26 protein-coding genes, 1 pseudogene and 1 riboswitch are annotated in these 25,732 nt (G+C 71.4%); of the genes and pseudogenes, 15 read left to right on the top strand and 12 right to left on the bottom strand.

Annotated elements, in window-relative coordinates:
* Positions 1 to 80: 80 nt before the first annotated feature.
* From V1460_RS24400 to V1460_RS24425, 6 genes are all read left to right on the top strand, one after another.
* Complete coding sequence (locus tag V1460_RS24400; protein ID WP_338675750.1) at positions 81 to 722, top strand: TetR family transcriptional regulator; 642 nt, start codon at positions 81 to 83, stop codon at positions 720 to 722.
* 134 nt (positions 723 to 856) lie between these two features.
* Positions 857 to 1,834 carry a DEDDh family exonuclease gene (locus V1460_RS24405; RefSeq protein WP_338675751.1) on the top strand — a complete coding sequence of 326 codons (978 nt, stop codon included), beginning with the start codon at positions 857 to 859 and terminating at the stop codon, positions 1,832 to 1,834.
* A 108-nt stretch (positions 1,835 to 1,942) separates the two neighbouring features.
* Positions 1,943 to 2,176 (top strand): hypothetical protein, encoded by a 234-nt coding sequence (locus V1460_RS24410; protein WP_338675752.1) that lies wholly within the window; start codon positions 1,943 to 1,945, stop codon positions 2,174 to 2,176.
* 72 nt (positions 2,177 to 2,248) lie between these two features.
* Positions 2,249 to 3,085 carry an SURF1 family protein gene (locus tag V1460_RS24415; RefSeq protein WP_338678186.1) on the top strand — a complete coding sequence of 279 codons (837 nt, stop codon included), beginning with the start codon at positions 2,249 to 2,251 and terminating at the stop codon, positions 3,083 to 3,085.
* 55 nt (positions 3,086 to 3,140) lie between these two features.
* A complete protein-coding gene (locus V1460_RS24420; RefSeq protein ID WP_338675753.1) occupies positions 3,141 to 3,896 on the top strand; it encodes an SDR family oxidoreductase in 756 nt (251 codons plus the stop codon).
* A 93-nt stretch (positions 3,897 to 3,989) separates the two neighbouring features.
* Positions 3,990 to 5,573, top strand: coding sequence for an IS1182 family transposase (locus V1460_RS24425; protein WP_338674102.1), 1,584 nt, complete (start codon positions 3,990 to 3,992; stop codon positions 5,571 to 5,573).
* Positions 5,574 to 6,055: 482 nt separating this feature from the next.
* Here V1460_RS24425 and V1460_RS24430 read toward each other — a convergent pair whose 3' ends face one another.
* From V1460_RS24430 to V1460_RS24470, 9 genes are all read right to left on the bottom strand, one after another.
* The gene (locus tag V1460_RS24430) at positions 6,056 to 6,247 is read right to left on the bottom strand and encodes a DUF6381 family protein (protein WP_338675754.1); all 192 of its coding nucleotides are present in this window, start codon (positions 6,245 to 6,247) and stop codon (positions 6,056 to 6,058) included.
* Positions 6,248 to 6,333: 86 nt separating this feature from the next.
* On the bottom strand, positions 6,334 to 6,921 hold the full coding sequence (amaP, locus tag V1460_RS24435) for an alkaline shock response membrane anchor protein AmaP (RefSeq protein WP_338675755.1): 588 nt from the start codon (positions 6,919 to 6,921) through the stop codon (positions 6,334 to 6,336).
* A 5-nt stretch (positions 6,922 to 6,926) separates the two neighbouring features.
* Entirely contained in the window at positions 6,927 to 7,538 is a 612-nt protein-coding gene (locus V1460_RS24440; protein WP_338675756.1) for a DUF6286 domain-containing protein, read from the bottom strand.
* Positions 7,535 to 7,882 (bottom strand): hypothetical protein, encoded by a 348-nt coding sequence (locus V1460_RS24445; protein ID WP_338678187.1) that lies wholly within the window; start codon positions 7,880 to 7,882, stop codon positions 7,535 to 7,537. The genes V1460_RS24440 and V1460_RS24445 overlap by 4 nt, the downstream gene beginning before the upstream one ends.
* 42 nt (positions 7,883 to 7,924) lie before the next feature.
* Entirely contained in the window at positions 7,925 to 8,113 is a 189-nt protein-coding gene (locus V1460_RS24450) for a hypothetical protein (protein WP_338675757.1), read from the bottom strand.
* A 25-nt stretch (positions 8,114 to 8,138) separates the two neighbouring features.
* Complete coding sequence (locus V1460_RS24455) at positions 8,139 to 8,642, bottom strand: Asp23/Gls24 family envelope stress response protein (protein ID WP_338675758.1); 504 nt, start codon at positions 8,640 to 8,642, stop codon at positions 8,139 to 8,141.
* 219 nt (positions 8,643 to 8,861) lie between these two features.
* Complete coding sequence (locus V1460_RS24460; protein ID WP_338675759.1) at positions 8,862 to 9,662, bottom strand: enoyl-CoA hydratase/isomerase family protein; 801 nt, start codon at positions 9,660 to 9,662, stop codon at positions 8,862 to 8,864.
* Between the two features lie 161 nt (positions 9,663 to 9,823).
* Positions 9,824 to 10,039: a helix-turn-helix domain-containing protein gene (locus V1460_RS24465; RefSeq protein WP_338675760.1), complete on the bottom strand. Its 216-nt coding sequence runs from the start codon at positions 10,037 to 10,039 to the stop codon at positions 9,824 to 9,826.
* A 383-nt stretch (positions 10,040 to 10,422) separates the two neighbouring features.
* Positions 10,423 to 12,021: an ABC-F family ATP-binding cassette domain-containing protein gene (locus V1460_RS24470; RefSeq protein ID WP_338675761.1), complete on the bottom strand. Its 1,599-nt coding sequence runs from the start codon at positions 12,019 to 12,021 to the stop codon at positions 10,423 to 10,425.
* Positions 12,022 to 12,266: 245 nt separating this feature from the next.
* Between V1460_RS24470 and V1460_RS24475 the strand changes: the two are divergent.
* Positions 12,267 to 12,828, top strand: a pseudogene (locus V1460_RS24475) (neutral zinc metallopeptidase); the annotation flags it as partial.
* 206 nt (positions 12,829 to 13,034) lie between these two features.
* Positions 13,035 to 13,439 (top strand): VOC family protein, encoded by a 405-nt coding sequence (locus tag V1460_RS24480; RefSeq protein ID WP_338675762.1) that lies wholly within the window; start codon positions 13,035 to 13,037, stop codon positions 13,437 to 13,439.
* A 24-nt stretch (positions 13,440 to 13,463) separates the two neighbouring features.
* Here the strand turns inward: V1460_RS24480 and V1460_RS24485 are convergent, their stop codons facing one another.
* The 3 genes from V1460_RS24485 to V1460_RS24495 form a co-directional block, all read right to left on the bottom strand.
* Complete coding sequence (locus V1460_RS24485; protein ID WP_338675763.1) at positions 13,464 to 14,909, bottom strand: hypothetical protein; 1,446 nt, start codon at positions 14,907 to 14,909, stop codon at positions 13,464 to 13,466.
* Between the two features lie 199 nt (positions 14,910 to 15,108).
* Entirely contained in the window at positions 15,109 to 16,233 is a 1,125-nt protein-coding gene (locus V1460_RS24490; RefSeq protein ID WP_338675764.1) for an alpha/beta fold hydrolase, read from the bottom strand.
* Between the two features lie 80 nt (positions 16,234 to 16,313).
* Positions 16,314 to 17,021, bottom strand: coding sequence for a class II aldolase/adducin family protein (locus V1460_RS24495; protein ID WP_338675765.1), 708 nt, complete (start codon positions 17,019 to 17,021; stop codon positions 16,314 to 16,316).
* Between the two features lie 171 nt (positions 17,022 to 17,192).
* Here V1460_RS24495 and V1460_RS24500 point away from each other — a divergent pair, with 171 nt between their 5' ends.
* The 7 genes from V1460_RS24500 to V1460_RS24530 all read left to right on the top strand — a co-directional run bounded on the left by V1460_RS24500 (position 17,193) and on the right by V1460_RS24530 (position 25,721).
* Entirely contained in the window at positions 17,193 to 18,443 is a 1,251-nt protein-coding gene (locus V1460_RS24500; RefSeq protein WP_338675766.1) for an inorganic phosphate transporter, read from the top strand.
* 34 nt (positions 18,444 to 18,477) lie between these two features.
* Positions 18,478 to 18,699, top strand: a complete 222-nt coding sequence (locus V1460_RS24505) for a hypothetical protein (RefSeq protein ID WP_338675767.1) — start codon at positions 18,478 to 18,480, stop codon at positions 18,697 to 18,699.
* A 163-nt stretch (positions 18,700 to 18,862) separates the two neighbouring features.
* Positions 18,863 to 19,017: riboswitch (cobalamin riboswitch) on the top strand.
* Positions 19,018 to 19,048: 31 nt separating this feature from the next.
* Positions 19,049 to 20,053, top strand: a complete 1,005-nt coding sequence (locus V1460_RS24510) for a cobalamin biosynthesis protein (protein WP_338675768.1) — start codon at positions 19,049 to 19,051, stop codon at positions 20,051 to 20,053.
* Positions 20,050 to 21,558 carry a cobyric acid synthase gene (locus V1460_RS24515; protein ID WP_338675769.1) on the top strand — a complete coding sequence of 503 codons (1,509 nt, stop codon included), beginning with the start codon at positions 20,050 to 20,052 and terminating at the stop codon, positions 21,556 to 21,558. The genes V1460_RS24510 and V1460_RS24515 overlap by 4 nt, the downstream gene beginning before the upstream one ends.
* 94 nt (positions 21,559 to 21,652) lie before the next feature.
* Positions 21,653 to 23,734 carry a putative cobaltochelatase gene (locus V1460_RS24520; RefSeq protein WP_338675770.1) on the top strand — a complete coding sequence of 694 codons (2,082 nt, stop codon included), beginning with the start codon at positions 21,653 to 21,655 and terminating at the stop codon, positions 23,732 to 23,734.
* Positions 23,734 to 24,342 carry a cob(I)yrinic acid a,c-diamide adenosyltransferase gene (gene cobO, locus V1460_RS24525; RefSeq protein ID WP_338675771.1) on the top strand — a complete coding sequence of 203 codons (609 nt, stop codon included), beginning with the start codon at positions 23,734 to 23,736 and terminating at the stop codon, positions 24,340 to 24,342. Before V1460_RS24520 ends, cobO begins: the two co-directional genes overlap by 1 nt.
* Positions 24,336 to 25,721, top strand: coding sequence for a cobyrinate a,c-diamide synthase (locus V1460_RS24530; RefSeq protein ID WP_338675772.1), 1,386 nt, complete (start codon positions 24,336 to 24,338; stop codon positions 25,719 to 25,721). The genes cobO and V1460_RS24530 overlap by 7 nt, the downstream gene beginning before the upstream one ends.
* Positions 25,722 to 25,732: the final 11 nt, after the last annotated feature.

Consider the following 25,732-nt stretch of genomic DNA (forward strand, 5'->3'; position numbering starts at 1 on the left):
CGGGGGACGGATCTGTAACAGAGTTACACCGTTGCCGATGAAGGGTAAAGAGCCTTGCACATAACGGAATTGGGGGATCCATGGCACGCACTGCCCTGACCCGCGAAGAGGTGCTGGACACCGCGGCGGAGCTCGTCAGGCAGCACGGCCCCGACGCGCTCACCATGCGGGGCCTCGCGGCGAGGCTCGGCACCGCGGTCACATCCATCTACTGGCATGTCGGAAACCGCGAGTCGCTGTTGGACGCACTGGTGGAGCGGACCGTAAGGGAGATGGGCGCGATCCGGCCGACCGGGCGCACTCCGGCCACCCGAATCGTCTCGGTGGCGCGGCAGCTGCGCCTGGAGCTGCTGGCTCGCCCGCATCTGATCGCCATGGTCCATGAACGGGGCCTGACCGAGCGGATGTTCCTGCCCGCGCAGCGCGCCTTGGTCCATGAGGTGCACACAGCAGGGTTGCGCGGGGCACGCGCGGCCGAGGCGGTCCGTGCCGTACAGTTCCAGATAGTCGGCTTCGTCCTGGTCGAACGCAACCAGGAGCGCGCGCCCGTGCAGTCGCCGGGGCAGGACACGCTGTGGGACACGGAGACGGCCGAGGACGATCCGGGTCTGGCTCGTGCGCTCGCCCGGCCGGCCCGGCCGGACAAGCTGTTCGCCGCTTCGGTACGCGCACTGGTGGACTCGCTGCTGACGCAGGCCGGAACGCGGACTTCCGCGACATGACGCACGGCGCCCGATCCGGGACTCGACCGTAACTCGCGCCGACGCGAGGCGACCTGGCGGACGGCGCTCGGCCGGACCGCCGCCCATGGGGCGCTCGACCGGTTTGTCAGTGGCGCCCCGTAAGCTCTGTGACCATGCTCGACGACCGCACGACCGCAACAGCGTGGCCGACCGCGTATCCCGAGGGGTACGCGGTCGTCGACGTGGAGACCACCGGACTCGCCCGCGACGACCGGATAGTCTCTGCTGCCGTCTACCGCCTCGACGCACAGGGCGATGTCGAGGACCACTGGTACACGCTGGTCAATCCCGAGCGGGATCCCGGGCCGGTGTGGATCCACGGGCTGACGAGCGATGTGCTCGAAGGTGCACCGCTGTTCACCGATATCGCCGCGGAGTTCGCGCACCGGCTGGACGGCAGGGTCCTGGTCGCGCACAACGCCATCTTCGACTGGTCGATGATCGCCAGGGAGTACGCCCGGGCGGATCACACCGTGCCGGTGCGGCAGCGGCTGTGCACCATCGCGCTGTCCAAGGAGCTGGCGCTGCCGTTGCCCAACCACAAGCTGGAGTCGCTGGCCGCCCATTACGGTGTCGTCCAGCAGCGCGCGCACCACGCCCTGGACGACGCCCGGGTGCTGGCCGAGGCGTTCCGGCCCAGTCTGCACATCGCGGCGGAGCGCGGGCTGCGGCTGCCGCTGCTGGAGTGCAGGGCGCTGACCGAGTGGTCCACCGCGGCGCCCGCGCCGCGCATCGGCCGACAGGCGACCGAATCGTCATACCGCCAGTACGGCTGGCGGCCCTCCCGTAAGCGGCCCGCCTGCCCCTACCCCAATCCGGGGCGTTACGAGCCAGACAAACCACTCAAACAGGGCATGCGGGTCGCCTTCTCGGGTGATACCTCCATCGAGCGGGAGTTGCTCGAGGACCGCGCGATAGAGGCGGGGCTTCATATCGCGACAAGCGTGTCGCGGCTCACCAGCCTCCTGGTCACCAACGACCCGGACGCGGGGACGTCCAAGACCGTCAAGGCGAAGTCCTTCGGCACGCCCGTCATCGACGAGGCGGCGTTCGCCCAGCTGCTGCGCGATGTGAGCCCGGCAGGAGAGTGATTCGGAGAGGCGGCACCCGGGGCGGAGGCTGCGCCGGTCGGGTGCTGCCGCACCGACCCGCCCCCATGGACCTTGCCCAGACCGCCCGCGCTCCGGAGCATGCGGCGCATGGCACGTTGCGAGGTCTGCGGAAACGACTACGGCATGTCCTTCGAGGTTCACGCCCAGGGCGCCGTACACGTATTTGACTGCTTTTCCTGCGCCATCCACCGGATGGCCCCCATCTGCGAACACTGCAAGGTCCAGATCATCGGCCAGGGTGTCGAAGCCGAGGGCCACTGGTACTGCGGCGCCCACTGTGCCCGCGCCGAGGGGAGGACCGGCATCGTCGACAGGGTCTGAACCCGTGAGGCCGGGCCTTCCTCGGCACCCCCTGACTCCGAACACCCCATGGCCGAGTTGTACGGTCATGGGGTGTACCGCTTCCTGTTGTCCCGGCAGTGGGTGACTCTCACCCTCATCGGCCTCGTCCTCATTCCCGTGATGGTCGAGCTGGGCTTCTGGCAGCTGCACCGGCATCAGCACCGGGTCACCCAGAACGAGCTGATCGCCGACAACCTCACCGCACCGCCCGTGCCGGTCACGGAGCTGACCTCGCCCGGTCGCGCCATCCCCCGCGCCGACTACTGGCGGCAGGTCACGGCCGACGGCACCTTCGACACCACCCATGAGGTCGTCGTCCGCCGCCGCACCAACGCCGACGACCGTGTGGGCTTCCACGTCCTGACGCCGCTCGTCCTCGCCGACGGCCGCGCGGTCCTGGTCAACCGCGGCTGGGTGCCCGCAGCGGCCGATCAGGCGGCGTTCCCCGAGGTGCCGCCCGCGCCCGAGGGACGTATCACCGTCACTGGCCGGCTGATGGCCGACCAGACCACCGACGCCAGCGGCATCAAGGACCTGTCCGGGCTGCCGCCCCGCCAGATCATGCTGATCAACAGCGAGCAGCAGGCGAAGTCCATGGGCCTGACCCTCCTCGGCGGCTATATCGAGCAGACCGCGCCCGAGCCGTCCGCCGGCACACCCGAGCTGATCCCCGACCCAGACCACGATTCCATCGGCGCCCACATGGCGTACGCCGTCCAGTGGTGGCTGTTCGCGGCCGGGGTGCCCGTGGGCTGGGTGATCCTCGTACGCCGCGAGAAGCGCGATCGCGTGGCCGCAGCCCCGGCCGCGGCCGGGGCCGAAGCGGCGGCCGAGACGACGTCCGGTGCCGGGGAGCCCGTGGCCGCACCGGGGTCGGCGGGCGTCTGAAGTCGCCCCGAACCGGCCCTCGCCCCGGCCGCAGGGCGCACGGCAGGATAGGCGCATGGATCTTGGACTGAAGGACCGCGTCTACATCGTCACCGGCGCGACACGGGGACTCGGCAAGGCGTCGGCGCACGCACTGGCGGCCGAGGGCGCACGGCTGGTCGTCACCGGCCGGGACCAGCGGACGGCCGAAGCGGCGGCGGCCGAACTGGGCGCCGACGCCGTCGGTATCGCGGCGGACAACGCCGACCCCGACGCGGCCGAGCGGCTCATCGCGGCGGCGCGTAAGCGTTTCGGCCACGTCGACGGCGTCCTGATCAGTGTGGGCGGCCCGCCGCCCGGCTTCGTCGCGGACAACACGGACGAGCAGTGGCAGGCGGCGTTCGACACGGTGTTCCTCGGTGCGGTCCGGCTGGCGCGGGCCGCCGCGGCGGCGCTGGGCCCCGGTGGGGTCATCGGCTTCGTGCTCTCCGGATCGGTCCACGAGCCGATCCCCGGTCTCACCATCTCCAACGGCCTGCGCCCGGGCCTGGCCGGGTTCGCCAAGTCCCTCGCCGACGAGCTGGGACCGCGCGGCATCCGCGTCATCGCTCTGCTTCCGGGGCGCATCGCCACCGACCGTATGCGTCAACTCGACGAGCTCTCGGGCGACGCGGACGCCTCCCGGGCCGCGAACGAGCACCGCATTCCGCTGCGGCGCTACGGCACCCCTGAGGAGTTCGGCCGCACGGCTGCGTTCCTGCTGTCGCCCGCGGCCTCGTACGTGACCGGCGTGATGCTCCCCGTGGACGGCGGCGCCCGCCACGGGTTCTAGGTGACTGGTGTTAATCGTGTGAGCTCGCGCTGGGTCTTCGTCCTGTGTCAGGCTGCGGGGTGTTGGTCGCTGGGTGTGGGGAGAGGTTGAGCGATGGCAGTGGGCCGGACTCCGATGCAGCCGGGGTTGCTCTCCTCCACAGTGGGTTTCTGCGAGGGTCGGCTGGCGCCGAACTCGATCTACGCGGTGCTGCACCGCGAGTGCCGGGCGTTGTTCCCCGATGAGATGTTCGCCGATCTGTTCGCCGAGGACGGCCGCAGGTCGGTGCCGCCGATGATCGTGGCGGTCGTGATGGTCCTGCAGCGTCTGGAGGGTTTGTCCGATCGCGAGGCGGTCGAGCGGTTCGCGTTCGATGTGCGCTGGAAGTACGCCGCCGGCGGGCTGGACTTCGACCATCCGGGGTTCGTGCACACCGTGCTGGTCGACATGCGGGCGAGGCTTGCCGCTTCCGCCCGGCCGAACCGGATCTTCGAGCGGACGGTAGAGGTTGCTGCACAGGCCGGACTGGTCGGCCGCAGGAGGGTGCTGGACTCGGCACCGATCTATGACGCGGTGGCCACGCAGGACACCATCACGCTGATCCGTTCGGCCATCCGCGGCCTGCTGCGGGCGGCCGATCACGTGCTGCGGGCCGAGCTGCGGGCGGTGATCTCCAGCGGGGACGCCTACACCAGCACGGACAAGCCGGTCATCGACTGGACGGACGCGGCCGAGCGGGAAGCCCTCATCGATTCGCGGGCCCGTGACGGGTTCGCGCTGCTGACCGTGCTGGACGGCCGGGCCGTGCCCGGGGATGTGGGCCAGGCCGCGCGGTTGCTGGCCACCGTGCTGGGCCAGGACCTGGAGCAGGACGGGGGCGTCTTCAAGATCGCCCGCAAGGTGGCCGCGGACCGGGTCATCTCCACGGTTGATCCCGAGGCCCGGCACGGCCACAAGACCGTCCGCCGGTCCTTCGACGGTTACAAGGGTCATGTGGCCGAGGAACCCGACAGCGAGGTCATCACCGCGACCGAGGTCACGGCGGGCAACGCCGGCGATGCCGAGCCCGCCGCCGACCTGCTCGCCGACGTTCTCCAACCACCTGCCGCCGAGCAGGCAGACCAGGCGCGGGCCGAAGTCTACGGCGACGCCGCTTACGGGACCGGGCCGCTGCTGGCCGAGCTGGACGACGCGGGCGCCCGGGTGATGGTCAAGGTGCAGGCGGCCAACGCGCCCGGTGGGCGGTTCTCCAAGGACGCCTTCACCATCGATCTGGAGGCAGGGCAGGTCACCTGCCCGAACCAGGTGACCGCCGCGATCCGCCCGAAGTCTGATGGCGGTGGGACGGCCTGCTTCAAGACCGCCTGCGCCGCCTGCCCCCTTGCGGCGCAGTGCACTACCGCCAGGAACGGACGCGTCATCACCATCGGCCCTCACGAAGAACACCTGGCCCGGGGCCGGGCTCGCAGTGCGGACCCCGTCTGGCTGGCCGCCTACCGGGCCACCCGCCCCAAGGTCGAACGCAAGATCGCCCACCTGATGCGGCGGCGACACGGCGGACGCCGCGCCCGGGTGCGGGGCCGGGCCAAGATCGCCGCCGACTTCTCCTTGCTGGCCGCCGCCGTCAACGTCGCGCGGCTCGGCGTGCTCGGAATCATGTCCACAGGCAGTGACAAGTGGGCGGTCGCCGCCGGCTGACCGTCCCGAGGGCGCCCTGGACCATGCAAACGACCCGCACGCGGCCGTGCCAAGCCCTCAACAGCCCCCACGACGGCCACGAACCGCCCACACGCCGCCCGACCACCAGCCAGCAACCACGACCCTGACACCCCCAACGGCGACACCGCACGCCCAGGACGACCCGCTTAACACCAGTCACCTAGGGCGTGTTGCCAAAGTCCCTCCTGACCCGCGACGCCTGGCACGCACGCTCGCTGCGTTGTCGGAGTCATCCACGTACGTCCAGTACGAGGATGATCCTCCGCCTTGCGATCGCACGCACCAGACGCCGCAGGCCCCGCCCTGCGGGCGGACGGAGCTGCTTTCGCAACACACCCTAGGTCTCCGGCCCATCGAGCTGCTCTGTTTTCTCGGGCTTCGGGCTTTCTCCATGCGCGGCGAACCGCGAAGCCCGCACCGGTGCGACGAAACGCACCGGTGCGGGCTTCGCAGTTCTCCCGTCACACGTCCGGGAATATGTCCCCCGCCCCCATCGCGCTCTCCTGATCACTCTGGTCCCGCAGCTTGCGGGCCTTCTCCTCCAGCCGACGGCGCTCCTCGGGGTCGGAGGACCGTTCCGCGGCCTGTTTCAGTTCGTCTGCCTTCTGACGCATCTGGCGCACGCGTCCGCTTGCCTCGCCTGAAACGCTCATGATCACTCCTCATACGTCATCGGATGAGCGGGCACCTCTCAGCGAACCAGTGCCTCCACGACCTCGCATCCCGACGTGGGAGCGGTTCACACCACGCGCCTGGCGTGGTGCTTCTCCGCGCGGAGGCGGACCTCCGCCGGCAGTGCCTCCAGCCCCGCGGATGTGCGGGCGTGGGTCAAGGCCTCGGCCGCTAGCCGACGAAGGGTCTCCTCGGGGGACGCATACGGTTCGAGGAGCAGCCGAACGCGAACCGTGGGAGCCGTGGGGCGGCCGTGGATACCGATCCGGGCACGAGCCACCCCGTCGAGGTCCTCCACCTCACCGATCAGCACGGATTCCAGAGCCCGGCCCCTGAGCAACGCGACCTCGCCGTCGGGGCTCTCCACCAGGATCTCGGCGAGCCGCGAGCGGCGAAACTGCGCCAGCAGCCACCACAGGCCGAGGAGCAGCAGCACGGCGAGGGCCGCGATCACCGTGGGCCACCACCAGCTCTCGGCGCGCCAGTGCTGACGGGCGCGCTGGGTGAGGAGCACGTCGCCGGGGCCCGACCATGGCCACCAGGAGGGCACACCGGCACCCAGCGCGGCGGCGAGCACCGCTCCCCCGGCGGCGAACAGCACCAGACCGGTGAGTCCCAGCAGCAGACGGTTGGCGACGGGAAGCGTGCGAGGCATCCGGCTCAACCCTTCCTGGGGGCTCGACGGACCCGCACGGACAGCGCCGGGGGATGCGCGAGGCCGAGTTCCCGGATGCCGGCGTCCAGCACCGAGTCCAGGTCGCTCCGCACCTCGTCGAGCTCTCGGAAGTGGGACACCGCCCTCAGACGGACGCGGGACCTTCGCATCCGCACCCGTACCGACTGCACACCGGGCACCTCCATGGCGCGGTCGCGCAGTGCGAGCGCCGCGGCGTCCCGGTCGAGTCCCGCGCTCAGTCCGGTGTCGTCCTCGAGGCGCCGCATCGGCAGCAGCCCTCGCAGTCCGGGGGTCACGGCGAGCACGATCAGGGACAGCCCGAGCGCCACCGCGACGCTCGCGCCGGCGAGGACCCAGATGTCGTCGAGGGGGCGTTGCTCCAACTCGGTGGCAAGGGTGCGGCGCCATGCCACACCGGGTCGCTCGGTCCGTACGGCGGCGATGTCGTACAGGACGAGTCCCGATGCCGCGGTCAGCAAGGCGGCGACCAACCCGGACGGGATCCGCCGTTTCGACCAGAAGCGTGAAGCCCTCCGGGACGCGGGTGCGGGAACAGCCGCGACCTCGGTCCCGGGCACATGTCCGGGCGCGGTCATCGCAGCCTTCCCTGGTCCGCTCGGCGTGTGTGGACGGAGTGCAGCCGTTCGACCTGTACGGCGACCTCGGACACCTCCATCCCGGCCAGTGCCGCCACCCGTTCGGCCACCCGGTGGCGCACCGCGCCGCACCGGGCGCCGAGGTCGGTCGGATAGTCGAGTTCGAGACTGATACGGATACGCGCGTGGTCGTGGTGGACGACGACCACGGCGTGCGGGGGCGCGCATCCTTCGGGAACTCCCCCCAGAGCCTCACGCGCCGCCCGGGCCGCGATCTTCGAGACCACCCGGTCGGCGATCGTCGTCTCCCCCCGTTCCGCCGGTGTGATCCGCTGGGGCGGCATGGACGCCGACTGGGGCGGGGCCGAGTCCGCGGACACTCCGGATCACCTCCGGTCGCCGTGTTCGCGGCCCCGGAAGAAGGCACCCGGTTCGAGGTCACCCTCCATGAAGCGGCCCGCGACGAACCCGACCGCGCCGAGCGCGGCCACCAGGAGGAAGGCTCCGAAGCCGCCGAAGTACCCGGCGAAGCCCAACGCCATGCCGGCCAGCAGGCCGACCACCGCCATGTTCATCGGTGAGCTCCTCTCGTGAGCTCCGCTACTGGATCCGCGGTTCCGGCTCTTCGTCTTCCTCGTCGGGCAGCTTCACGTCGCTCACCGCGATGTTGACCTCCACGACTTCGAGGCCGGTCATCCGCTCCACAGCCGCGATGACGTTCTCGCGGACGGCTCTGGCCACATCGCCGATCGACACCCCGTAGTCGACGACGATCTCCAGGTCGAGCGCGGTCTGCACCTCACCGACCTCGGCCTTCACCCCGCGGGCGGCGCTGGAGCGGCTCCCGGCGCCCGGCACCCGGTCGCGTACGGCGCCGAAGGTGCGGGAGGTCCCGCTGCCCATCGCGTGGACTCCGATCACATCCCGGGCAGCCAGTCCGGCGATCTTCTGGACGACCCCGTCGGCAATGGTGGTACGCCCCCGGGCAGCCGGATCGACAGCACCCCGCTTGCCCGTCCCCGCGCTCCCTGCCGCTCCCCCCGGGCTCGTGCTTCCCCCGCCCCCCGACGGTTCCCTGCTGACATTGACGCCGGTGTCGGTCATCGCCGTACGTCCTTTCCCGGGAGGTGGTGAACTCCTGGCTCCGCTGCCCACACTAAGTGCGCTTGCCCCGTCCCGCGCCGGGGATGCGGCAGGCGGGGGCAACCGGGGGCGGCAGCGACACCACCGCCATGACGGAGAACGGCCCGGGACCACCGCTGTGAAGACGGCGGCCCCGGGCCGCACCGGTGAAGGCGGAGGTCCGGGTCGAAGGGCGTCCGGTCAGTCGGCGATACCCGCGAGGTCGGCAAGGCGCCGGGCCTGAGCCGCACGCTCGGCCTTCCGCTGCTCCTCGTAGCTGCGGTCCTGCGCACCGCGCAGCAGCGCCTTGGTCTCGATCACGGCGTCACGCGGCGCCGCCAGCAGGGCCGCCGCCAGGTCGCGTACGGCCCCGTCGAGTTCCTCGGCGGGCACCACCAGATTGGCGAGGCCGATCCGCTCCGCCTCATCGGCTTGGACGAAACGTCCCGTGGCGCAGATCTCCAGCGCACGGGCGTACCCGACAGCGGAGACGAGCGGATGCGTACCGGTGAGGTCGGGGACCAGGCCCAGGCTCGTCTCGCGCATGGCGAACTGGACGTCCTGGGCGACGATCCGCAGGTCACAGCCGAGGGCGAGCTGGAACCCGGCCCCGATCGCATGACCCTGCACGGCCGCGATGGACACCAGGTCGTTGCGGCGCCACCAGGTGAACGCCTCCTGGTACTCGGCGATGACCGCGTCCAGCTCCTCGGTGGAGCTTCGCGCGAGGTCCAGGAACGACGGCTCTCCGTCGAAGCCTTCGGGAGTGAAGGCCTGGCGGTCGAGACCGGCGGAGAAGGACTTGCCCTCTCCGCGCAGCACCACCACCCGGACGCTGCCCGGGAGCATTCGCCCGGCTTCGGTCAATGCCCGCCAGAGAGCGGGAGACTGGGCATTGCGCTTGGCCGGATTGGTGAGCGTCACCGTGGCCACCGCGTCATCGACGGTGAGCCGTACGCCGTCTTTGTCGAGAACAGAGTCCAGCGAGTCGTGCGAAGTCATGGAGAGCCTCCGGTTCCGGTGCGTGTCAGTGCAGCGAGAAGCTAAGTTACTGCACGGTAACCACTCCGTCGACCATTCGGTCGCGGAGTGGCCGACACCGGAACCGTCCGGCCGACCTCAGACGCCGCCGACATCGGCGGCTGTACGCGGAACGATCAGGCCTATGCGGCCTTCTTGCCCCGCGTAGCTCCGCCGCGTCCTCGCAGCGTGACTCCGGACTCGCTGAGCATCCGGTGCACGAACCCGTAGGAACGGCCGGTCTCTTCGGCCAGCGCCCGGATGCTCGAACCGGAGTCGTACTTTCGCTTCAGGTCTGCCGCGAGCTTGTCGCGCGCGGCGCCGGTCACCCGGCTGCCCTTCTTCAGAGTCTCGGCCACCCGTGCCTCCTCATGGGAAGTGCGCTCTGGACTTCTCATGATCACCCCTACCGGGCCTCATGGCCACCCATTCGACAAGGTCCGTGCGACGAGGTTTGGTCGCACGAGGCGTCCGAGCGCGGAGGCTGCGGCGGATTCCGGTCCTGGCTGCCGAGACGTTTCCGCGAGCCGCATCGGGAACGTCCTGGTCAGACCGGGTACACACCGGACGGAGTGGTTCCGGTGCACCGGGCGGGCACCGCGGGCCGACCGAGCCCACCGCCACGCCGGGATATGAGACGTCCTCACTCAGATGAAGGACAAGCGATGGGCCGAATGATCCATACGGGGCGGACCGGGTACTCCGAAGGCCGTCCGGACAAGCGCATGGCAGGCCGCGACCGTCAGGCGAGGGCCACCAGATCCGCGTAGTCCGCGCCCCAGAGGTCCTCGACCCCGTCCGGAAGCAGGATGATCCGCTCCGGCTGGAGCGCCTCGACGGCACCCTCGTCGTGCGTCACCAGGACGACCGCACCCTTGTAGGTCCGCAACGCGCCGAGGATCTCCTCACGGCTGGCCGGGTCGAGGTTGTTGGTCGGCTCGTCCAGCAGCAGCACATTCGCCGCCGAGACCACCAGCGTGGCCAACGCGAGCCTGGTCTTCTCACCGCCGGACAGCACTCCGGCCGGCTTCTCGACGTCATCCCCGGAGAACAGGAACGAGCCGAGTACCTTGCGGACCTCGACCAGGTCGAGATCGGGCGCGGCGGAGCGCATGTTCTCCAGCACCGTGCGGTCCGGGTCGAGCGTCTCGTGCTCCTGGGCGTAGTAGCCGAGCTTGAGGCCGTGGCCCTCGACGACCTCGCCGGTGTCGGGATTCTCGACCCCGCCGAGCAGGCGCAGCAGGGTGGTCTTTCCGGCACCGTTCAGCCCGAGGATCACCACGCGCGAACCCTTGTCGATGGCGAGATCCACATCGGTGAAGATCTCCAGGGAGCCGTAGGACTTCGACAGGCCCTCCGCCATCAGCGGGGTCCTACCGCACGGGGCGGGCTCGGGGAAGCGCAGCTTGGCGACCTTGTCGGCGGCCCGGACGTCCTCAAGGCCGGACAGCAGCCGTTCGGCACGGCGCGCCATGTTCTGCGCGGCGACGGTCTTGGTGGCCTTGGCGCGCATCTTGTCGGCCTGGGCGTTGAGCGCCGCGGCCTTCTTCTCGGCGTTCTGGCGCTCCCGCTTGCGGCGCTTCTCGTCGGCCTCGCGCTGCTGCTGGTAGAGCTTCCAGCCCATGTTGTAGACATCGATGGTGGAGCGGTTGGCGTCGAGGTAGAAGACCTTGTTGACGACGGTCTCGACGAGGTCGACGTCATGGGAGATCACGATGAATCCGCCACGGTAGGTCTTCAGATAGTCACGCAGCCAGACGATCGAGTCGGCGTCGAGGTGGTTGGTCGGCTCGTCCAGCAGCAGGGTGTCGGCGTCGGAGAAGAGGATCCGGGCGAGCTCGACGCGGCGGCGCTGGCCACCGGAGAGGGTGTGCAGCGGCTGGCCGAGCACCCGGTCCGGCAGGTTGAGCGCGGCGGCGATCGTGGCGGCCTCCGACTCGGCGGCATAGCCGCCCTTGGTCAGGAATTCCGTCTCCTGGCGCTCGTACTGCTTCAGCGCCTTCTCCTGAGTGGCGCCCTTTCCGGTGGCGATGCGCTGCTCGTTCTCGCGCATCTTGCGGATCAGGACGTCGAGGCCGCGAGCGGAGAGGATGCGGTCGCGGGCCAGGACGTCGAGGTCGCCGGTACGCGGGTCCTGCGGGAGGTAGCCGACCTGCCCCGAGCGTGCGATCTGGCCGCCGGCGGGGACGCCCTCACCCGCGAGGCACTTGGTGAGCGTGGTCTTGCCCGCTCCGTTGCGGCCGACGAGGCCGATGCGGTCGCCCTTGGCGATACGGAAGGTGGTGGACTCGATGAGGACACGGGCGCCGGCGCGCAACTCGATGCCGGAAGCGGTGATCACGGAAAGACTCCAGAACGGGACGGACGGCGGAAGGACGACGGGGCGTGCGTACGAGGCTTCGACGCCGTCTAGTCCACGAGGAGAATTGCCATGGGAGGCAGTCTACCGGGCTCCTGCAACCGGATTTCTGTGGCCCTGCCCACGGTTCGGTCGGCGCCGCGCACGATCCGGCCGCGCGCCGAAGGGACGCGGGGCGGTGCGCGAGCGACACGCAAAACGGGCGGGCCGTACTGCGCTGATCGATGCGGTACTCCGACGCGCCGACGGTGATGTTCGCCGAGCGGGTCGGGACGGCGTGCGGATCGGCCACGTCGGCGGTCGGGCCGTTCTACTGCCCGGCCGACCACAAGGTGTTACCTGGACCTCAGCTTCTTCGACGAGCTGCGTACCAGGTTCGGGGCGTCCGACGGGCCCTTCGCGCAGGCGTATGTCGTCGCCCATGAATACGGCCACCACATCCAGAACCAGATGGGCACACTGGCCGCGGCGCAGGACGACCGGGCAGGTGCGGGGAGCAACGCGGTCAGGCTGGAGCTGCAGGCGGACTGCTACGCGGGAGTGTGGGCGCACCACGCCACGACGACCCCGGACGAGAAGACCGGGAAACCGCTGCTGACACGGCTGACCGACGCCGACATCCGGGAAGGCCTCGACGCGGCGGCGGCGGGCGACGACCGGATCCAGCAGGCGTTGCAGGGGCGGGTCACTCCGGATACCTGGACGCACGGCTCGGCGGCGCAGCGTCAGCAGTGGTTCCACACCGGCTACCGCACGGGCGACATGGCCGCGTGCAACACCTTCCGCTGAAGCGCTCCGCCCACGCTCCGCCGCAGTCCGTCCCGACTTCACGGGACTTCACGGGACTTCACGGGACTTCACGGGACTTCGCCCACAGGAGCGCCGATGATCCCGGGCATTGTCGGTGCCCCCTGCCAGACTGAGATCCGGATCACATTCCGGTGGCCCCGCGGCGACGGGACGTGCCTGGAGCGCGTGAGGGAGGAGCGATCGAGATGGCGGACGCACCGAGCATCTGCCCGACACTGCTGTACGTGGACGCCAAGGCCGCGATCAAGCAGCTCACCGAGGCCTTCGGTTTCACCGAGCACGCCGTGTACGAGGGCGGAAACGGCAAGGTGGTGCACGCGGAGCTGTCCTATGGGAACGGGATGGTGATGCTGGGCAGCAAGGGCACGGGCAGCGAGTTCGACAGGTTGATGGAGAGCGGCGGCCCGGTCGGTGTCTATGTCCAGGTCGACGATGTGGACGCGCACCACCGCAGGGCGGTGGAGCACGGGGCGGTCATCGTGCTGCCGCCCACCGACCAGGACTACGGCTCCCGGGACTACATGGCGCGCGACCTTGAAGGCAACGTCTGGAGCTTCGGGACGTATCGTCCTGGCGCGAGCGCGGAATGACGCGGAGGGCCGGCCCCCGGGGAGTCACGCCCCCCCGGTGTGCACCTGGAAGGCCGCCCGGCGGAGGGCCTTGGCCAGGGCAGGATCGGGGTGGGCTGCCGCCAGCGCGACCAGGACCTGCACCGTGCGCGGATGGCCGACCGCCCTGACCTCATCCAACAGGGCGGGGATGGTGCCCTGGACTGCCGCTTCGAGGTGACGCACCAGCAGCGTGGCCTCACCGTGGTCGGAGACGGCTGCCGCGGTGTCGACCCAGAGCCAGGTCGACTCCTCACGGGTCAGCGCTTCGGCGGCGTCGTCCGGGTCAGCGCCTTCGTACTCGGCGAGCCAGAGCAGAGCGTAGGGACGCAGGGGCGGCTCGTCGGCGGCTGCGCGCACCGCTGCCTCGGCGGGGGCGCCTACGACCCGGAGCGCTTCGAAAGCGAGACCGCGCAGCAGCGCGTCCTCACCACGGGCCGCGGCGAGGAGTTCGGAGACGGCGCTGGAAATGGTGCGCGCGGCCAGCCACGCGCGGTATTCGTCCCTGGCGGGCCCCGGGCTGAGCCCGGCGCAGGCACGGAGCAGATCCTCAGCCGAGTGCTCGATGTGGCCCGCGGGGCTCTGGGCCGCCACGCAGATCTGCTCCAGCTTGACCCAGACCGCCCAGTTGCCGAGGGGGGTGAGGGTGGCCTGCCCCTGGCCGAGGATGAGCGCACCGACCGCGGCGAGCCCTTCCAGCGCCCAGTCCATCAGCGCGGGGAGCAGGGAGTCGGAGACGGTCCGGCCCCCCGGGACGGCCGGGAACGGGGCCGCGGCGCTCGGCCCGGCCTCGGCTGCCGGGCGCGCGGCCGGCTCACGCCGCAGGGGCACGGCCGCGTCAGGACAGGGCGCGACGGGCACTTCGCAGCGCTCGTCACGCAGTTCCGCGACGCGCTGCTGAAGCAGGTCCAGCAGGGCAGGCACGAGGACGGGGCCGGCGGAGAGCTGAAGGAGGGTGAGGACCTGGGGGATGGCTTCGACCACCTCGGCGACGGCCGCCGGGGCCACGTCATCGGGTGCGGGGTGGATCAGCGACCAGGCGTCGAACAGGGCGACCCAGCCCCGTAGCACGGCGGTGTCGTCGCGGTCCCAGGCATTCAGCCGCCAACCGGGGCGAGCGGTGTTGCCGTGGAGTTCCACAAGCCCGGCGAGACGTGCGCGGTCCCAGCTCGCGCCCGCCTGGTCCGGTGTCAGCCCCAGCGCCACCGCGGCCTGTTCCCGTACGGCGGTGCGAACAGCGGCGTCGGGGGCGGCCGCGGCCCAGCGGGCGATACGGACGGCGTCGGCGAGCGCCCCACGCGCCTGGCGGGCCAGTTCGGCGGCCGGTGGAGTGCCCTCGGGCGGGCGCGGGGCGGGGCGCGTACGCCGGTTCGCCACGGCGCGTCGGGCCGTGGCGGTGGGACGAGGACGGACAAGACGGAGTCTGGAGTCGCGCACGTTACGGGACGTCACGGGGAGCAGTCTTCCCGCTGTCGGCCCGAAAGCCCAATCGGAAAGCGGGAACCTGCCGAGAGGCCCGGTCGCGGGGCGGCGGCGGAGTCGGGTCCTGAGCCTGTTCGCGGGCCACCGCGGACTGCGCTCGGGCCCCGCCGCAGGCGCCGGCCCATGCGGGGATCGGCCGATCCGAGCGACCGGCCGGAAGGGCGGCCGCTCAGATCAAGGGGGTGAGGAAGCGGCGGAGGGCTTCCTCGTAGCGTGCCGGGTCGGCGTTCCACATCGCCGCGTGCGGGGCTTCGGTGACGGTGTGGAGGCTGACCAGGTCCGGCCGTCGTGCCGCGAGCTCCCGTGCGGGGGCCCAGGGCGCGATTCGGTCGTCGGGACCGTGGAAGATCAGCGTGGGTACGCCGAGACCGTCCGGATCCGCGGCCTCCAGCAGCCGGTCGCCGTGCAGCCCGGTGCGCCCCTGAGCGGCGCGGACCGCGAGCGGAAGGAGCACCGACGGGGTGTGGCGTGCGGTCGCGAGGGCGCGCAGGGTGGCTTCCCAGTCGAGCACCGGGGAGTCCAGGACGAGCCCGGCGATCCGGTCCCGTACGGCCGAGTTGGCGGCGGCGTGCAGGGCCATCGCGGCTCCGACGGACCAGCCGTGGACGATCACGCGCTCGGCACCGGCGCGGACGGCGTACCGGATGGCCGCGTCGAGGTCGCGCCACTCGGAGTCACCGAGATGGCAGAGGCCGTCGGGTGGGCGGGGTGCGCCGCGGTCGCCGCGGTAGGAGACGGCCAGCACCGGCACACGCCGCCCGGCGAGGAACGGCATCAGGTTCAGCACGTGTTCGCGGGTGGCGCCGAGGCCGTGCACGGCGATGATCCATGTGCTGCGGGGCCCGGGGACGAACCAGGCGGGCAGCGGACCCAACTCTCCGTGCACCTCCACGTCCTCGTGGTCGATGCCGAGGGAGGACGGCGTTCCGCTGTGCAACCGCGGAGTGAAGCGGACCTTGGTCCCGATGTCGAGACTGCCGTGGCCCACGCTCTCCAGTCGGCGGACGACGGTGTCCGCGGCGTGCGGGACGTCTTCGAGCACCGGGCCGACGACTGCGTGGACCCCGGTGCCGGCGAGTCCGTACACACCGGGGCGGAGTGAGGCGAGGCTGCGCGTGAGCGTGATCCGGCCCGGCCCCGTGGCGTGCACGGTGAGCCGGGGCTCGCCGGGCACAGGGCGTTCGGGCGTTGCCTTGAGTGCCGCATCGCTCGCGTACCGGCCCGCGGCGAACGCGGCCGCTCCGATACCGAGCAGGGTGGTGACGGCAGCTGCCGTCGCTGTAACCGGGCGCACCGTTCCAGTGTGGTGACGTCCGCGCCGGGCTGCCAGTGGGCGCGCCACCGTGAGTGATGCGCCGTGCGCCGACCACCGGATCAGCCGGGCTGACCGTAGGTGCGGAGCTTGTCGCGCACCTCCTCCACCTGAGCCCGCGAGAGCAGGCTCGGCGCACTGCCCGGCAGGGAGCTCGCGGTGAGCCACACCCGGCACATCCACTCCAGCTGGGCGGTGCGGTCGTACGCCTGGTCGAGCGAGGCGCCGTAGGTCACGGTGCCGTGATTCCCGAGCAGGCAGCCGGTACGGTCCGCGAGGGCGTCGAGCATTCGGGTCGCGAGCTCTTCGGTGCCGTAGAGCGCGTACGGGGCCACGCGGACGGGCCCGCCGAGTGCCGCCGCCATGTAGTGGATCAGCGGCAGCTCGGTGACAAGCGTCGACACGGCGGTGGCATGCACGGCGTGGGTGTGCACGACGGCGGCGGCATCGGTGGCCCGGTATATCGCCAAGTGCATCGGCAGCTCGCTGGTGGGGGTCAGCTCACCCAGCACACGGCGGCCCTGCAGATCCACGCCGACTGCATCCTGCGGCCCGAGCCGGTCGTAGGGCACTCCGCTCGGTGTGACCAGGACGACATCGCCCGTGTCAACGGGCACACGCACGGAGACATTGCCGGAGGTTCCGACCACGAGTCCGTCCGCGACGGTCCTGCGGGCGGTGGCCACGAGACCCGCCCACGCCCGCGCGACCGGCCCGCCCTGGGCCTCATCGCCCTGCCCGCACCACTCACCCCGTTGCCGCCCACTCATGTGCTGATCATGTCAGGGACCAGGGAAATCCGCGCCGCACGAGCCTCCCCCCGCAAGCGGAACGGCCGTACCCTTCCAGGAGTCACTCCTGAGCCGTGCTGAGTTCACCTTCCGTTCACTCAGGTTGCCTACGTTCGACCGGCCACTGACGTCCAATAGAAGCCTGGGTAAATGGAAAACATCACGCTTCTCCTCGGGATCGTGATCATCACCGCTCTCGTGTTCGATTTCACGAACGGTTTCCACGACACCGCCAACGCGATGGCGACAACCATCTCGACCGGGGCGCTCAAGCCGAAGACGGCGGTGGCCATGTCCGCCGTGCTGAACCTCGTCGGCGCCTTCCTGTCCGTCGAGGTCGCCAAGACGATCTCCGGCGGGCTCATCAGCGAAGACGGCATCCGCACGGAAGTGATATTCGCCGCGCTCGTCGGCGCGATCCTGTGGAACCTCCTCACCTGGCTGCTCGGTCTGCCGTCCAGCTCGTCGCACGCCCTGTTCGGCGGCCTCATCGGCGCAGCCGTGATGTCCGCAGGCTTCTCGGCCGTCAACTACGGGACGATCGTCACCAAGGTGCTGATCCCCGCCGTCGCAGCGCCGGTGGTCGCCGGTCTCGCGGCGTTCCTCGCCGCCAGGCTGACGTACAAGATCGGCAACGGGGCGAACGACAAGGCGACCACCAAGGGCTACCGGACGGGTCAGATCGCCTCGGCCGGACTGGTCTCCCTGGCGCACGGCACCAACGACGCCCAGAAGACCATGGGGGTCATCACCCTGGCTCTGGTCACCGGCGGCGTCCTCGTCCCGGGCTCCAACCCCCCGATGTGGGTCATCGTCTCCGCCGGTCTGGCCATCGCACTGGGCACCTACCTCGGCGGCTGGCGGATCATCCGCACCATGGGCAAGGGACTGACCGACCTCCAGCCGCAGCAGGGCTTCGCCGCCCAGACCAGCGCCGCGACGGTCATCCTCGCTTCCTCGAACCTGGGCTTCTCGCTCTCCACCACCCAGTCGTGCTCCGGCGCCGTGATGGGCGCGGGCCTCGGCCGCAAGGGCGGTGTGGTCCGCTGGTCCACCGCCACCCGGATGTTCGTCGCCTGGGGCCTCACCCTTCCGGCGGCCGGCCTGGTCGCCGCCGCTGCCGAGTTCCTCACCAGTCAGGGCACCTGGGGCACAGTCGCCGTCGCCGTCCTGTTGGTCGCGGGCTCGGGCGCCATCTGGGCCGTGTCGCGCCGCAAGCCGATCGACCACACCAACGTCACCGCGGACGAGACCGCCGGGGACACCGGGGCTCCGGGTGTGGTGACCACTGCCATCGCGGCCGTGACCCCGCCGCCCACCGTCGCGACGGCCGAAGAGCTGAAGGCCACCATCCCGGCTCCTGCCGGCGAGTCCGCCCCCGCCCCCGCCGCTTCGGTGTGAGGGAAGTAAGGGAAGTAAGGGAAAGCGAATCAGCATGAAGATCGACTGGGCAGCTCTGGGCTCCGTCTTCGGCGTGAGTCTCGTTGTGACCGTCGCCCTGGTGGGCCTGTTCACTCTGGGCATCGCGGGCCTCTCCAAGCAGGAGGCAGCCGCCGCGCAGGGAGGCTCCGCTGGCCTTGCGCGCACGGGCGCGTACGCCTGCTTCGCTCTGTGCGCAGCGGCCGTGGCGTACGGGATCTATCTGATCGTGGCCTGACGACCGGACCGGGCGACCGGTAACGACGGTCGGTCGGCACAGCAACACGCCGGGAGCCGGACACCCCCGAGGGGTGTCCGGCTCCCGGCGTGTATGTACCCGTCGGAACCCCGATGTGGGCCTGCGCACACGGTCCCGTCGCAGGTCAGCGGCGAGTTGACGGGTGTTCGCGGCCCATGGTGGACTTCCGGGGCCACTTACGGCGGCAGAAGAGGAAGCCGGTGCGAATCCGGCGCGGTCCCGCCACTGTCACGGCATCCACCCCCTCACCGGGGCGTGTGCCGAAGCCAGGAACTCTCTACCGTCGGATCACGTCGAGCCAGGGCGCGGACCCTGAGTGAGGACGAACATGCCTGCCGAGCAGCGGGCGCCGGGGGGACTTGTCCCTGCTGTCGCTGTCCCTGCCATCACGTTCGCGTACGGTGCGACGGCCGGAATCGCCGGCGACCTGCTCTTCGGCGATCCCCGCCGTGGCCACCCGGTCGCCGTCTTCGGCCGGGCCGCGAGTGCCGTCGAGCGCGGGCTCTGGCGCGACCATCGCGGCTGGGGCGCCCTGCACACAGCGGTGTGCGCCGGGGGCGCGATCACCGCGGCTGCGCTGGCGGCCGCTTCCGTACGCCGTTCCCGTACGGCTTCCCTGGCTCTGACCGCCGCCGCCACCTGGGCCGTCGTCGGCGGTACGACGCTCGGCCGGGAGGCCAGGGCGATCGGCGGAGCACTCGAAGCGGGCGACATCGAGACCGCACGGGAAAGGCTGCCTCATCTGTGCGGCCGTGATCCGCAAGCCCTGGACGGTCCGGGAATCGCCCGCGCCGTCGTGGAATCCGTCGCCGAGAACACCTCGGACGCCGTGGTCGGCGCGCTGGTGTGGGGCGCGGTCGCGGGAGTGCCCGGCCTCGTGGGCTTCCGTGCCGTGAACACCCTGGACGCCATGGTGGGCCACAAGTCGCCCCGCTACCGGCGCTACGGCTGGGCGTCGGCCCGGCTCGACGACGTGTCGGGCTGGCCCGGCGCCCGGCTGACCGCGGGCCTCGCGGTGCTGGCGGGCGACGACCCGCGCGGTGCCGTACGCGCCTGGCGTGCGGATGCCGCGAAGCATCCCAGTCCCAACGCGGGTCCGGTGGAAGCGTCGTTCGCGGGCGCGCTCGGGGTACGTCTCGGGGGGACGCTCTCGTACGGCGGGCGCGTCGAGCACCGGCCCGTGCTCAACGCCCCGGGCAGGTCCGTCGGGGTGGCGGACATCGAGCGCGCGGTGCGGCTGTCGCGCCGCGTGGGGCTGCTGGCCCTCGCGGTGTGCGCAGGCGCACGACTCGGTCTGGGAGCGGCGGCGACCATGAGGGGGAGGCGGAAGTGAGCGGCGGAGGACTGCTGATCGCGGGGACCACGTCGGACGCGGGCAAGAGCGTCGTCACGGCGGGGATCTGCCGCTGGCTGGTGCGCCGGGGAGTGAAGGTCGCCCCTTTCAAGGGGCAGAACATGTCGCTCAACTCCTTCGTCACCCGCGAGGGAGCCGAGATCGGGCGCGCCCAGGCCATGCAGGCCCAGGCGGCGCGCGTGGAGCCGTCGGCGCTGATGAACCCGGTGCTGCTCAAACCGGGGAGCGACCGCTCGAGCCAGGTCGTGCTGATGGGCAAGCCGGTGGGCGAGCTGAGCGCACGCGGGTACCACGGGGGGAGGCAGCAGACGCTGTTCGAGCCGGTCGTGGAGTGTCTGGAGAAGCTGCGCAGCACCTATGACGCCGTGATCTGCGAAGGCGCCGGCAGCCCCGCCGAGATCAATCTGCGGCGCACCGACATCGTGAACATGGGCATCGCCCGGGCCGCCCGGCTTCCCGTGATCGTGGTCGGGGACATCGACCGGGGCGGGGTGTTCGCACAGTTCTTCGGGACCACCGCGCTGCTGGCGCCCGAGGACCAGGAGTTGGTCGCGGGCTATCTGGTCAACAAGTTCCGCGGCGATGTGACCCTGCTGGAGCCTGGTTTGGAGATGCTGTACGGGCTGACCGGACGGCGGACGTTCGGTGTGCTGCCGTACGCCCACGGCCTCGGCATCGACGAGGAGGACGGGCTGCGGGTCTCGCTGCGCGGCGCCGTACGCGAGTCGGTGACCGCGGCACCGCTGGGCGATGACGTGCTGCGGGTCGCGGTGTGCGCCGTACCGCTGATGTCCAACTTCACCGATGTGGACGCGCTGGCGGCCGAACCCGGTGTGATCGTGCGGTTCGGGGACCGCGCCGAGGAACTCGCGGACGCGGACCTGGTGGTGGTGCCCGGCACCCGCGGCACGGTGAAGGCGCTCGCCTGGCTGCGTGAGCGCGGGCTCGCGGACGCGATCGCCAGGCGGGCCGCGGAGGGCAGGCCGGTGCTGGGTATCTGCGGTGGGTTCCAGGCGCTCGGTGAACGCATCGAGGACGAGGTGGAGTCACACGCGGGCGAGGTCGACGCGCTCGGGCTGCTCCCCGTGCGCGTGCGGTTCCACCGCGAGAAGACCCTGGCCCGGCCGACGGGCGAGGCACTCGGCGAGCGGGTCGATGGCTATGAGATCCACCATGGCGTCGCCGAAGTACTGGGCGGTGAGCCCTTCCTGGACGGCTGCCGGGTCGGTGCCGTCTGGGGCACCCACTGGCACGGCTCGCTGGAGAGCGACGGTTTTCGGCGGGCTTTCCTCCGGGAGGTCGCCGCGGCGGCCGGCCGCAGGTTCATACCGGCGACGGACACCCGGTTCGGGTTGCTGCGCGAGGAGCAGCTCGACCGTCTCGGCGATCTGATCGAGGAACACGCCGACACCGCCGCGCTGCTCGAACTGATCGAGCGCGGCGCGCCCGCCGGCCTGCCCTTCATCCCTCCGGGAGCGCCATGAGGCGGGGAACTTCCGGCCCGGTGTGGGCGAAGACCGACGAACGCAACCACGTGCCCACTCGGTGCGAGCGGGAGACATGGGAGGACCGGAACGTATGAGTGGCGCTGTGCACTACCCCTTCACCGCGATCGTCGGCATGGACGATCTGCGCCTGGGACTGCTGCTGAACGCGGTCTCGCCCGCGGTCGGCGGGGTTCTCGTACGCGGTGAGAAGGGCACCGCCAAGTCCACCGCCGTACGCGCCCTCGCGGCGCTGATGCCCGATGTGGAGGTGGTCGCGGGCTGCCGTTTCTCCTGCGCGCCCGGCGCGCCGGACCCCGGCTGCCCGGACGGGCCGCATGCGGAGGGGACCGGAACGGCACGCCCGACCCGCATGGTGGAGCTGCCGGTCGGCGCGTCGGAGGACCGGCTGGTCGGCGCGCTCGACATCGAGCGGGCACTCGCGGACGGCGTCAAGGCGTTCGAGCCGGGACTGCTCGCGGACGCGCACCGCGGCGTGCTCTACGTCGACGAGGTCAACCTGCTGCACGACCACCTGGTGGATCTGCTGCTGGACGCGGCGGCGATGGGTGCCTCGTATGTGGAGCGCGAAGGCGTCTCCGTGCGGCATGCCGCGCGTTTCCTGCTCGTCGGGACGATGAATCCCGAGGAGGGTGAGCTGCGGCCCCAGTTGCTCGACCGCTTCGGCCTCACGGTGGAGGTCGCCGCGTCGCGCGAGCCCGAGCAGCGGGTCGAGGTCGTACGGCGCAGGCTGGCGTACGACGACGACCCGGCCGGTTTCGCCGCACGGTGGGCCGACGAGGAGGCGGCGCTGCGCGAGCGGATCGTCGCCGCGCGAGCACTGCTGCCGTCCGTGGTGCTCGGCGACGCGGCGCTGCGCCGGATCGCGGCGACCTGCGCGGTGTTCGAGGTGGACGGGATGCGCGCCGACATCGTGATGGCGCGCACGGCGACGGCGCTGGCCGCCTGGGCCGGGCGCACGGAGGTGCGCGAGGAGGATGTGCGGCAGGCCGCACTGCTGGCACTCCCCCATCGGCGGCGGCGCAATCCCTTCGACGCGCCGGGTCTTGACGAGGACAAGCTCGACGAGACTCTGGAGCAGTGCGGCGGGGACGACGATCCGGACCCCGAGCCGGACCCGGACCCTGGAAACGGCCCCGACGGTCCTGGCGGTGGTCCCGAGGGCCCTGACGGCGGGGGAATCCCGCCCCAGGCCGACGGGCACGAGTCCGACCCCCCCGAGCCTTCCGCAGCGCCGTACGCCACGCCGCCCGTCGGCGGTCCCGGCGGCGGGGAGCGGTCCCCCGTGGCCGCGGCCGAGCCGTTCCGTACGAAGACGCTGAGCGTCCCGGGTCTCGGCGACGGGGTGGCGGGACGCCGGTCACGCGCCCGGACCGAACACGGCCGGACCACCGGCGCCCGGCGGCCCCGGGGCGCGCTGGGCAAGCTGCACCTCGCGGCGACCGTGCAGGCCGCGGCACCACACCAGCGGGCACGCGGGCGCTCGGGCCCTGGGCTTGTCGTGCGGCGTGACGACCTTCGCCAGGCGGTACGCGAGGGCCGCGAGGGCAATCTGGTGCTGTTCGTCGTGGACGCGTCCGGGTCGATGGCGGCCCGTCGCCGGATGAGCGCGGTCAAGGGGGCTGTACTGTCCCTGCTGCTCGACGCGTACCAGCGGCGGGACAAGGTGGGTCTGGTGACGTTCCGCGGCCGGGGTGCGGAGGTGGCGCTGCCGCCGACGTCGTCGGTCGACGCCGCCGCCGCGCGCCTGGAGCAGTTGCCGACGGGCGGGCGTACCCCGCTCGCCGCCGGTCTGCTGAAGGCTCACGACGTGCTGCGCATCGAGCGGTTGCGTGACCCGTCGCGCCGCGCTCTGCTGGTCGTCGTGACCGACGGGCGCGCCACCGGGGCGCGCGGCGAGGACGCCGTGGGGCTGGCCGCGCGGGCCGCCCGGCTGCATGCGGCCGACGGCACGGCCGGTGTGGTCGTGGACTGCGAGAGCGGACCGGTGCGGCTGGGCCTCGCCGGACGGCTCGCGGGTGAACTGGGCGGCAGCGCCGTCACCCTCGACGAGCTGCGGGCGGACAGCATCGCCGGACTCGTCAGGGACTTCAGGAACTTCAGGGACGAGCGGGCCGTCGGCCAGGCCACGGGAACCAACAGGAGGGCCGCGTAATGCCGCAGGGACAGCCGAGCGTGGTGCCGGACGACGGACTCACCACCCGTCAGCGCCGCAACCGCGCGCTGGTGATGGTGCACACGGGAGTCGGCAAGGGGAAGTCGACGGCGGCGTTCGGGATGGCGCTGCGCGCCTGGAACCAGGGCTGGCCGGTCGGGGTGTTCCAGTTCGTCAAGTCTGCCAAGTGGAAGGTCGGCGAGGAGAACGCGCTCAAGGTACTCGGTGCGACCGGCGAGGGAGGCACTGTCGACTGGCACAAGATGGGCGAGGGCTGGTCCTGGATCCAGCGCCCGCCGGGCGAGGGCGAGCCGTCGCACGAGGAGAAGGCACGCGAGGGCTGGGAGCAGGTCAAGCGTGACCTCGCGGCGGAGAAGTACAAGTTCTACGTGCTCGACGAGTTCGCGTACCTGTTGCACTGGGGCTGGGTCGACACAGCCGAGGTGGTCGAGGTGCTGCGTGAGCGGCCCGGCAACCAGCATGTGGTGATCACCGGCCGCAACGCCCCTCTGAAGCTCCGGGACTTCGCCGATCTCGTCACCGACATGTCCAAGGTCAAGCACCCGATGGACGCCGGTCAGAAGGGCCAGCGGGGCATCGAGTGGTAGCACGTCTCGTCATCGCCGCACCGGCGTCGGGCAGCGGCAAGACCACCGTCGCGACCGGCCTGATGGCCGCGTTCACGGCGGGCGGTCTCGCCGTGTCACCGCACAAGGTGGGCCCCGACTACATCGATCCGGGCTATCACGCGCTCGCCACGGGCCGCCCGGGGCGCAATCTCGACTCGTACATGTGCGGCACGGAACTGATCGCGCCGCTCCTCGCGCATGGCGCGCGCGGCTGTGATCTGGCCGTGGTCGAGGGCGTGATGGGGCTCTACGACGGTGCGGCGGGCGAGGGCGAGCTGGCTTCCACGGCACAGGTGGCGAAGCTGCTGCGGGCGCCGGTGGTGCTGGTCGTGGACGCCTCGTCGCAGTCCAGGTCGGTCGCCGCGCTCGTGCACGGTTTCGCCTCCTGGGACCCGGGGGTGCGGCTCGGCGGGGTGATCCTCAACAAGGTGGCCACGGACCGCCATGAGGCGCTGCTGCGGGAGGCGCTGGAGGAGTCGGGCGTGCCGGTGCTCGGTGTGCTGCGCCGAGCGCCCGCCGTCAGCACCCCGTCGCGGCACCTGGGTCTGGTGCCGGTGGCCGAACGGCACACGGAGGCCCTGGACGCGGTAAGGGCGCAGGCGGAGCAGGTGCGGGCGGGCTGCGATCTGGAGGCTCTGCTGGCGCTGGCGCGCAGCGCGCCGCCGCTGGGTGCGGAGCCGTGGAGCCCGGCCCCCTGCGGGGGACCGGCCGCGCCGGTCGCCGGGGCTGCCCCGGTGATCGCCGTGGCGGGCGGCGCGGCGTTCACGTTCTCGTACGCCGAGCACGCGGAGCTGCTCATGGCCGCCGGTGCGCAGGTCGTGCCCTTCGACCCGCTGCGCGACGAGGATCTGCCCGAAGGCACCCGAGGCGTGGTCGTCGGCGGTGGCTTCCCCGAGGTGTACGCGCCTGAGTTGTCCGCGAACTCCCGGCTGCGCAAGGCGGTCGCGGAGCTGGCCCGGGCGGGTGCACCCGTCGCGGCGGAGTGCGCCGGACTGCTCTATCTGGCGCGTTCGCTGGATGGGAAGCCGATGTGCGGGGTGCTTGAGGCCGATGCGAGGATGTCTCCGCGCCTCACCCTCGGCTACCGGGACGCGGTGGCGGTGAGCGACAGTGCCCTTGCCCCGGTGGGCACCCGGATGCGGGGCCATGAGTTCCACCGCACGGTCATCGAGCCCGGCGCGGGCGCACAGGCGGCCTGGGGGCTGCGGCAGCCGGAGCGGCGCGTGGAGGGCTTCGTCCGAGGCGGGGTGCATGCGAGCTATGTCCACACCCACTGGGCGGGCGCTCCGGACACGGCGTACCGCTTCGTGCGGCACTGCGCCCGGTGGCCCGGTCACCGCCCGGTCGCCCGGGCATGAGGACCGGCGCC

Source organism: Streptomyces sp. SCSIO 30461, assembly GCF_037023745.1.
Classification (GTDB): domain Bacteria; phylum Actinomycetota; class Actinomycetes; order Streptomycetales; family Streptomycetaceae; genus Streptomyces.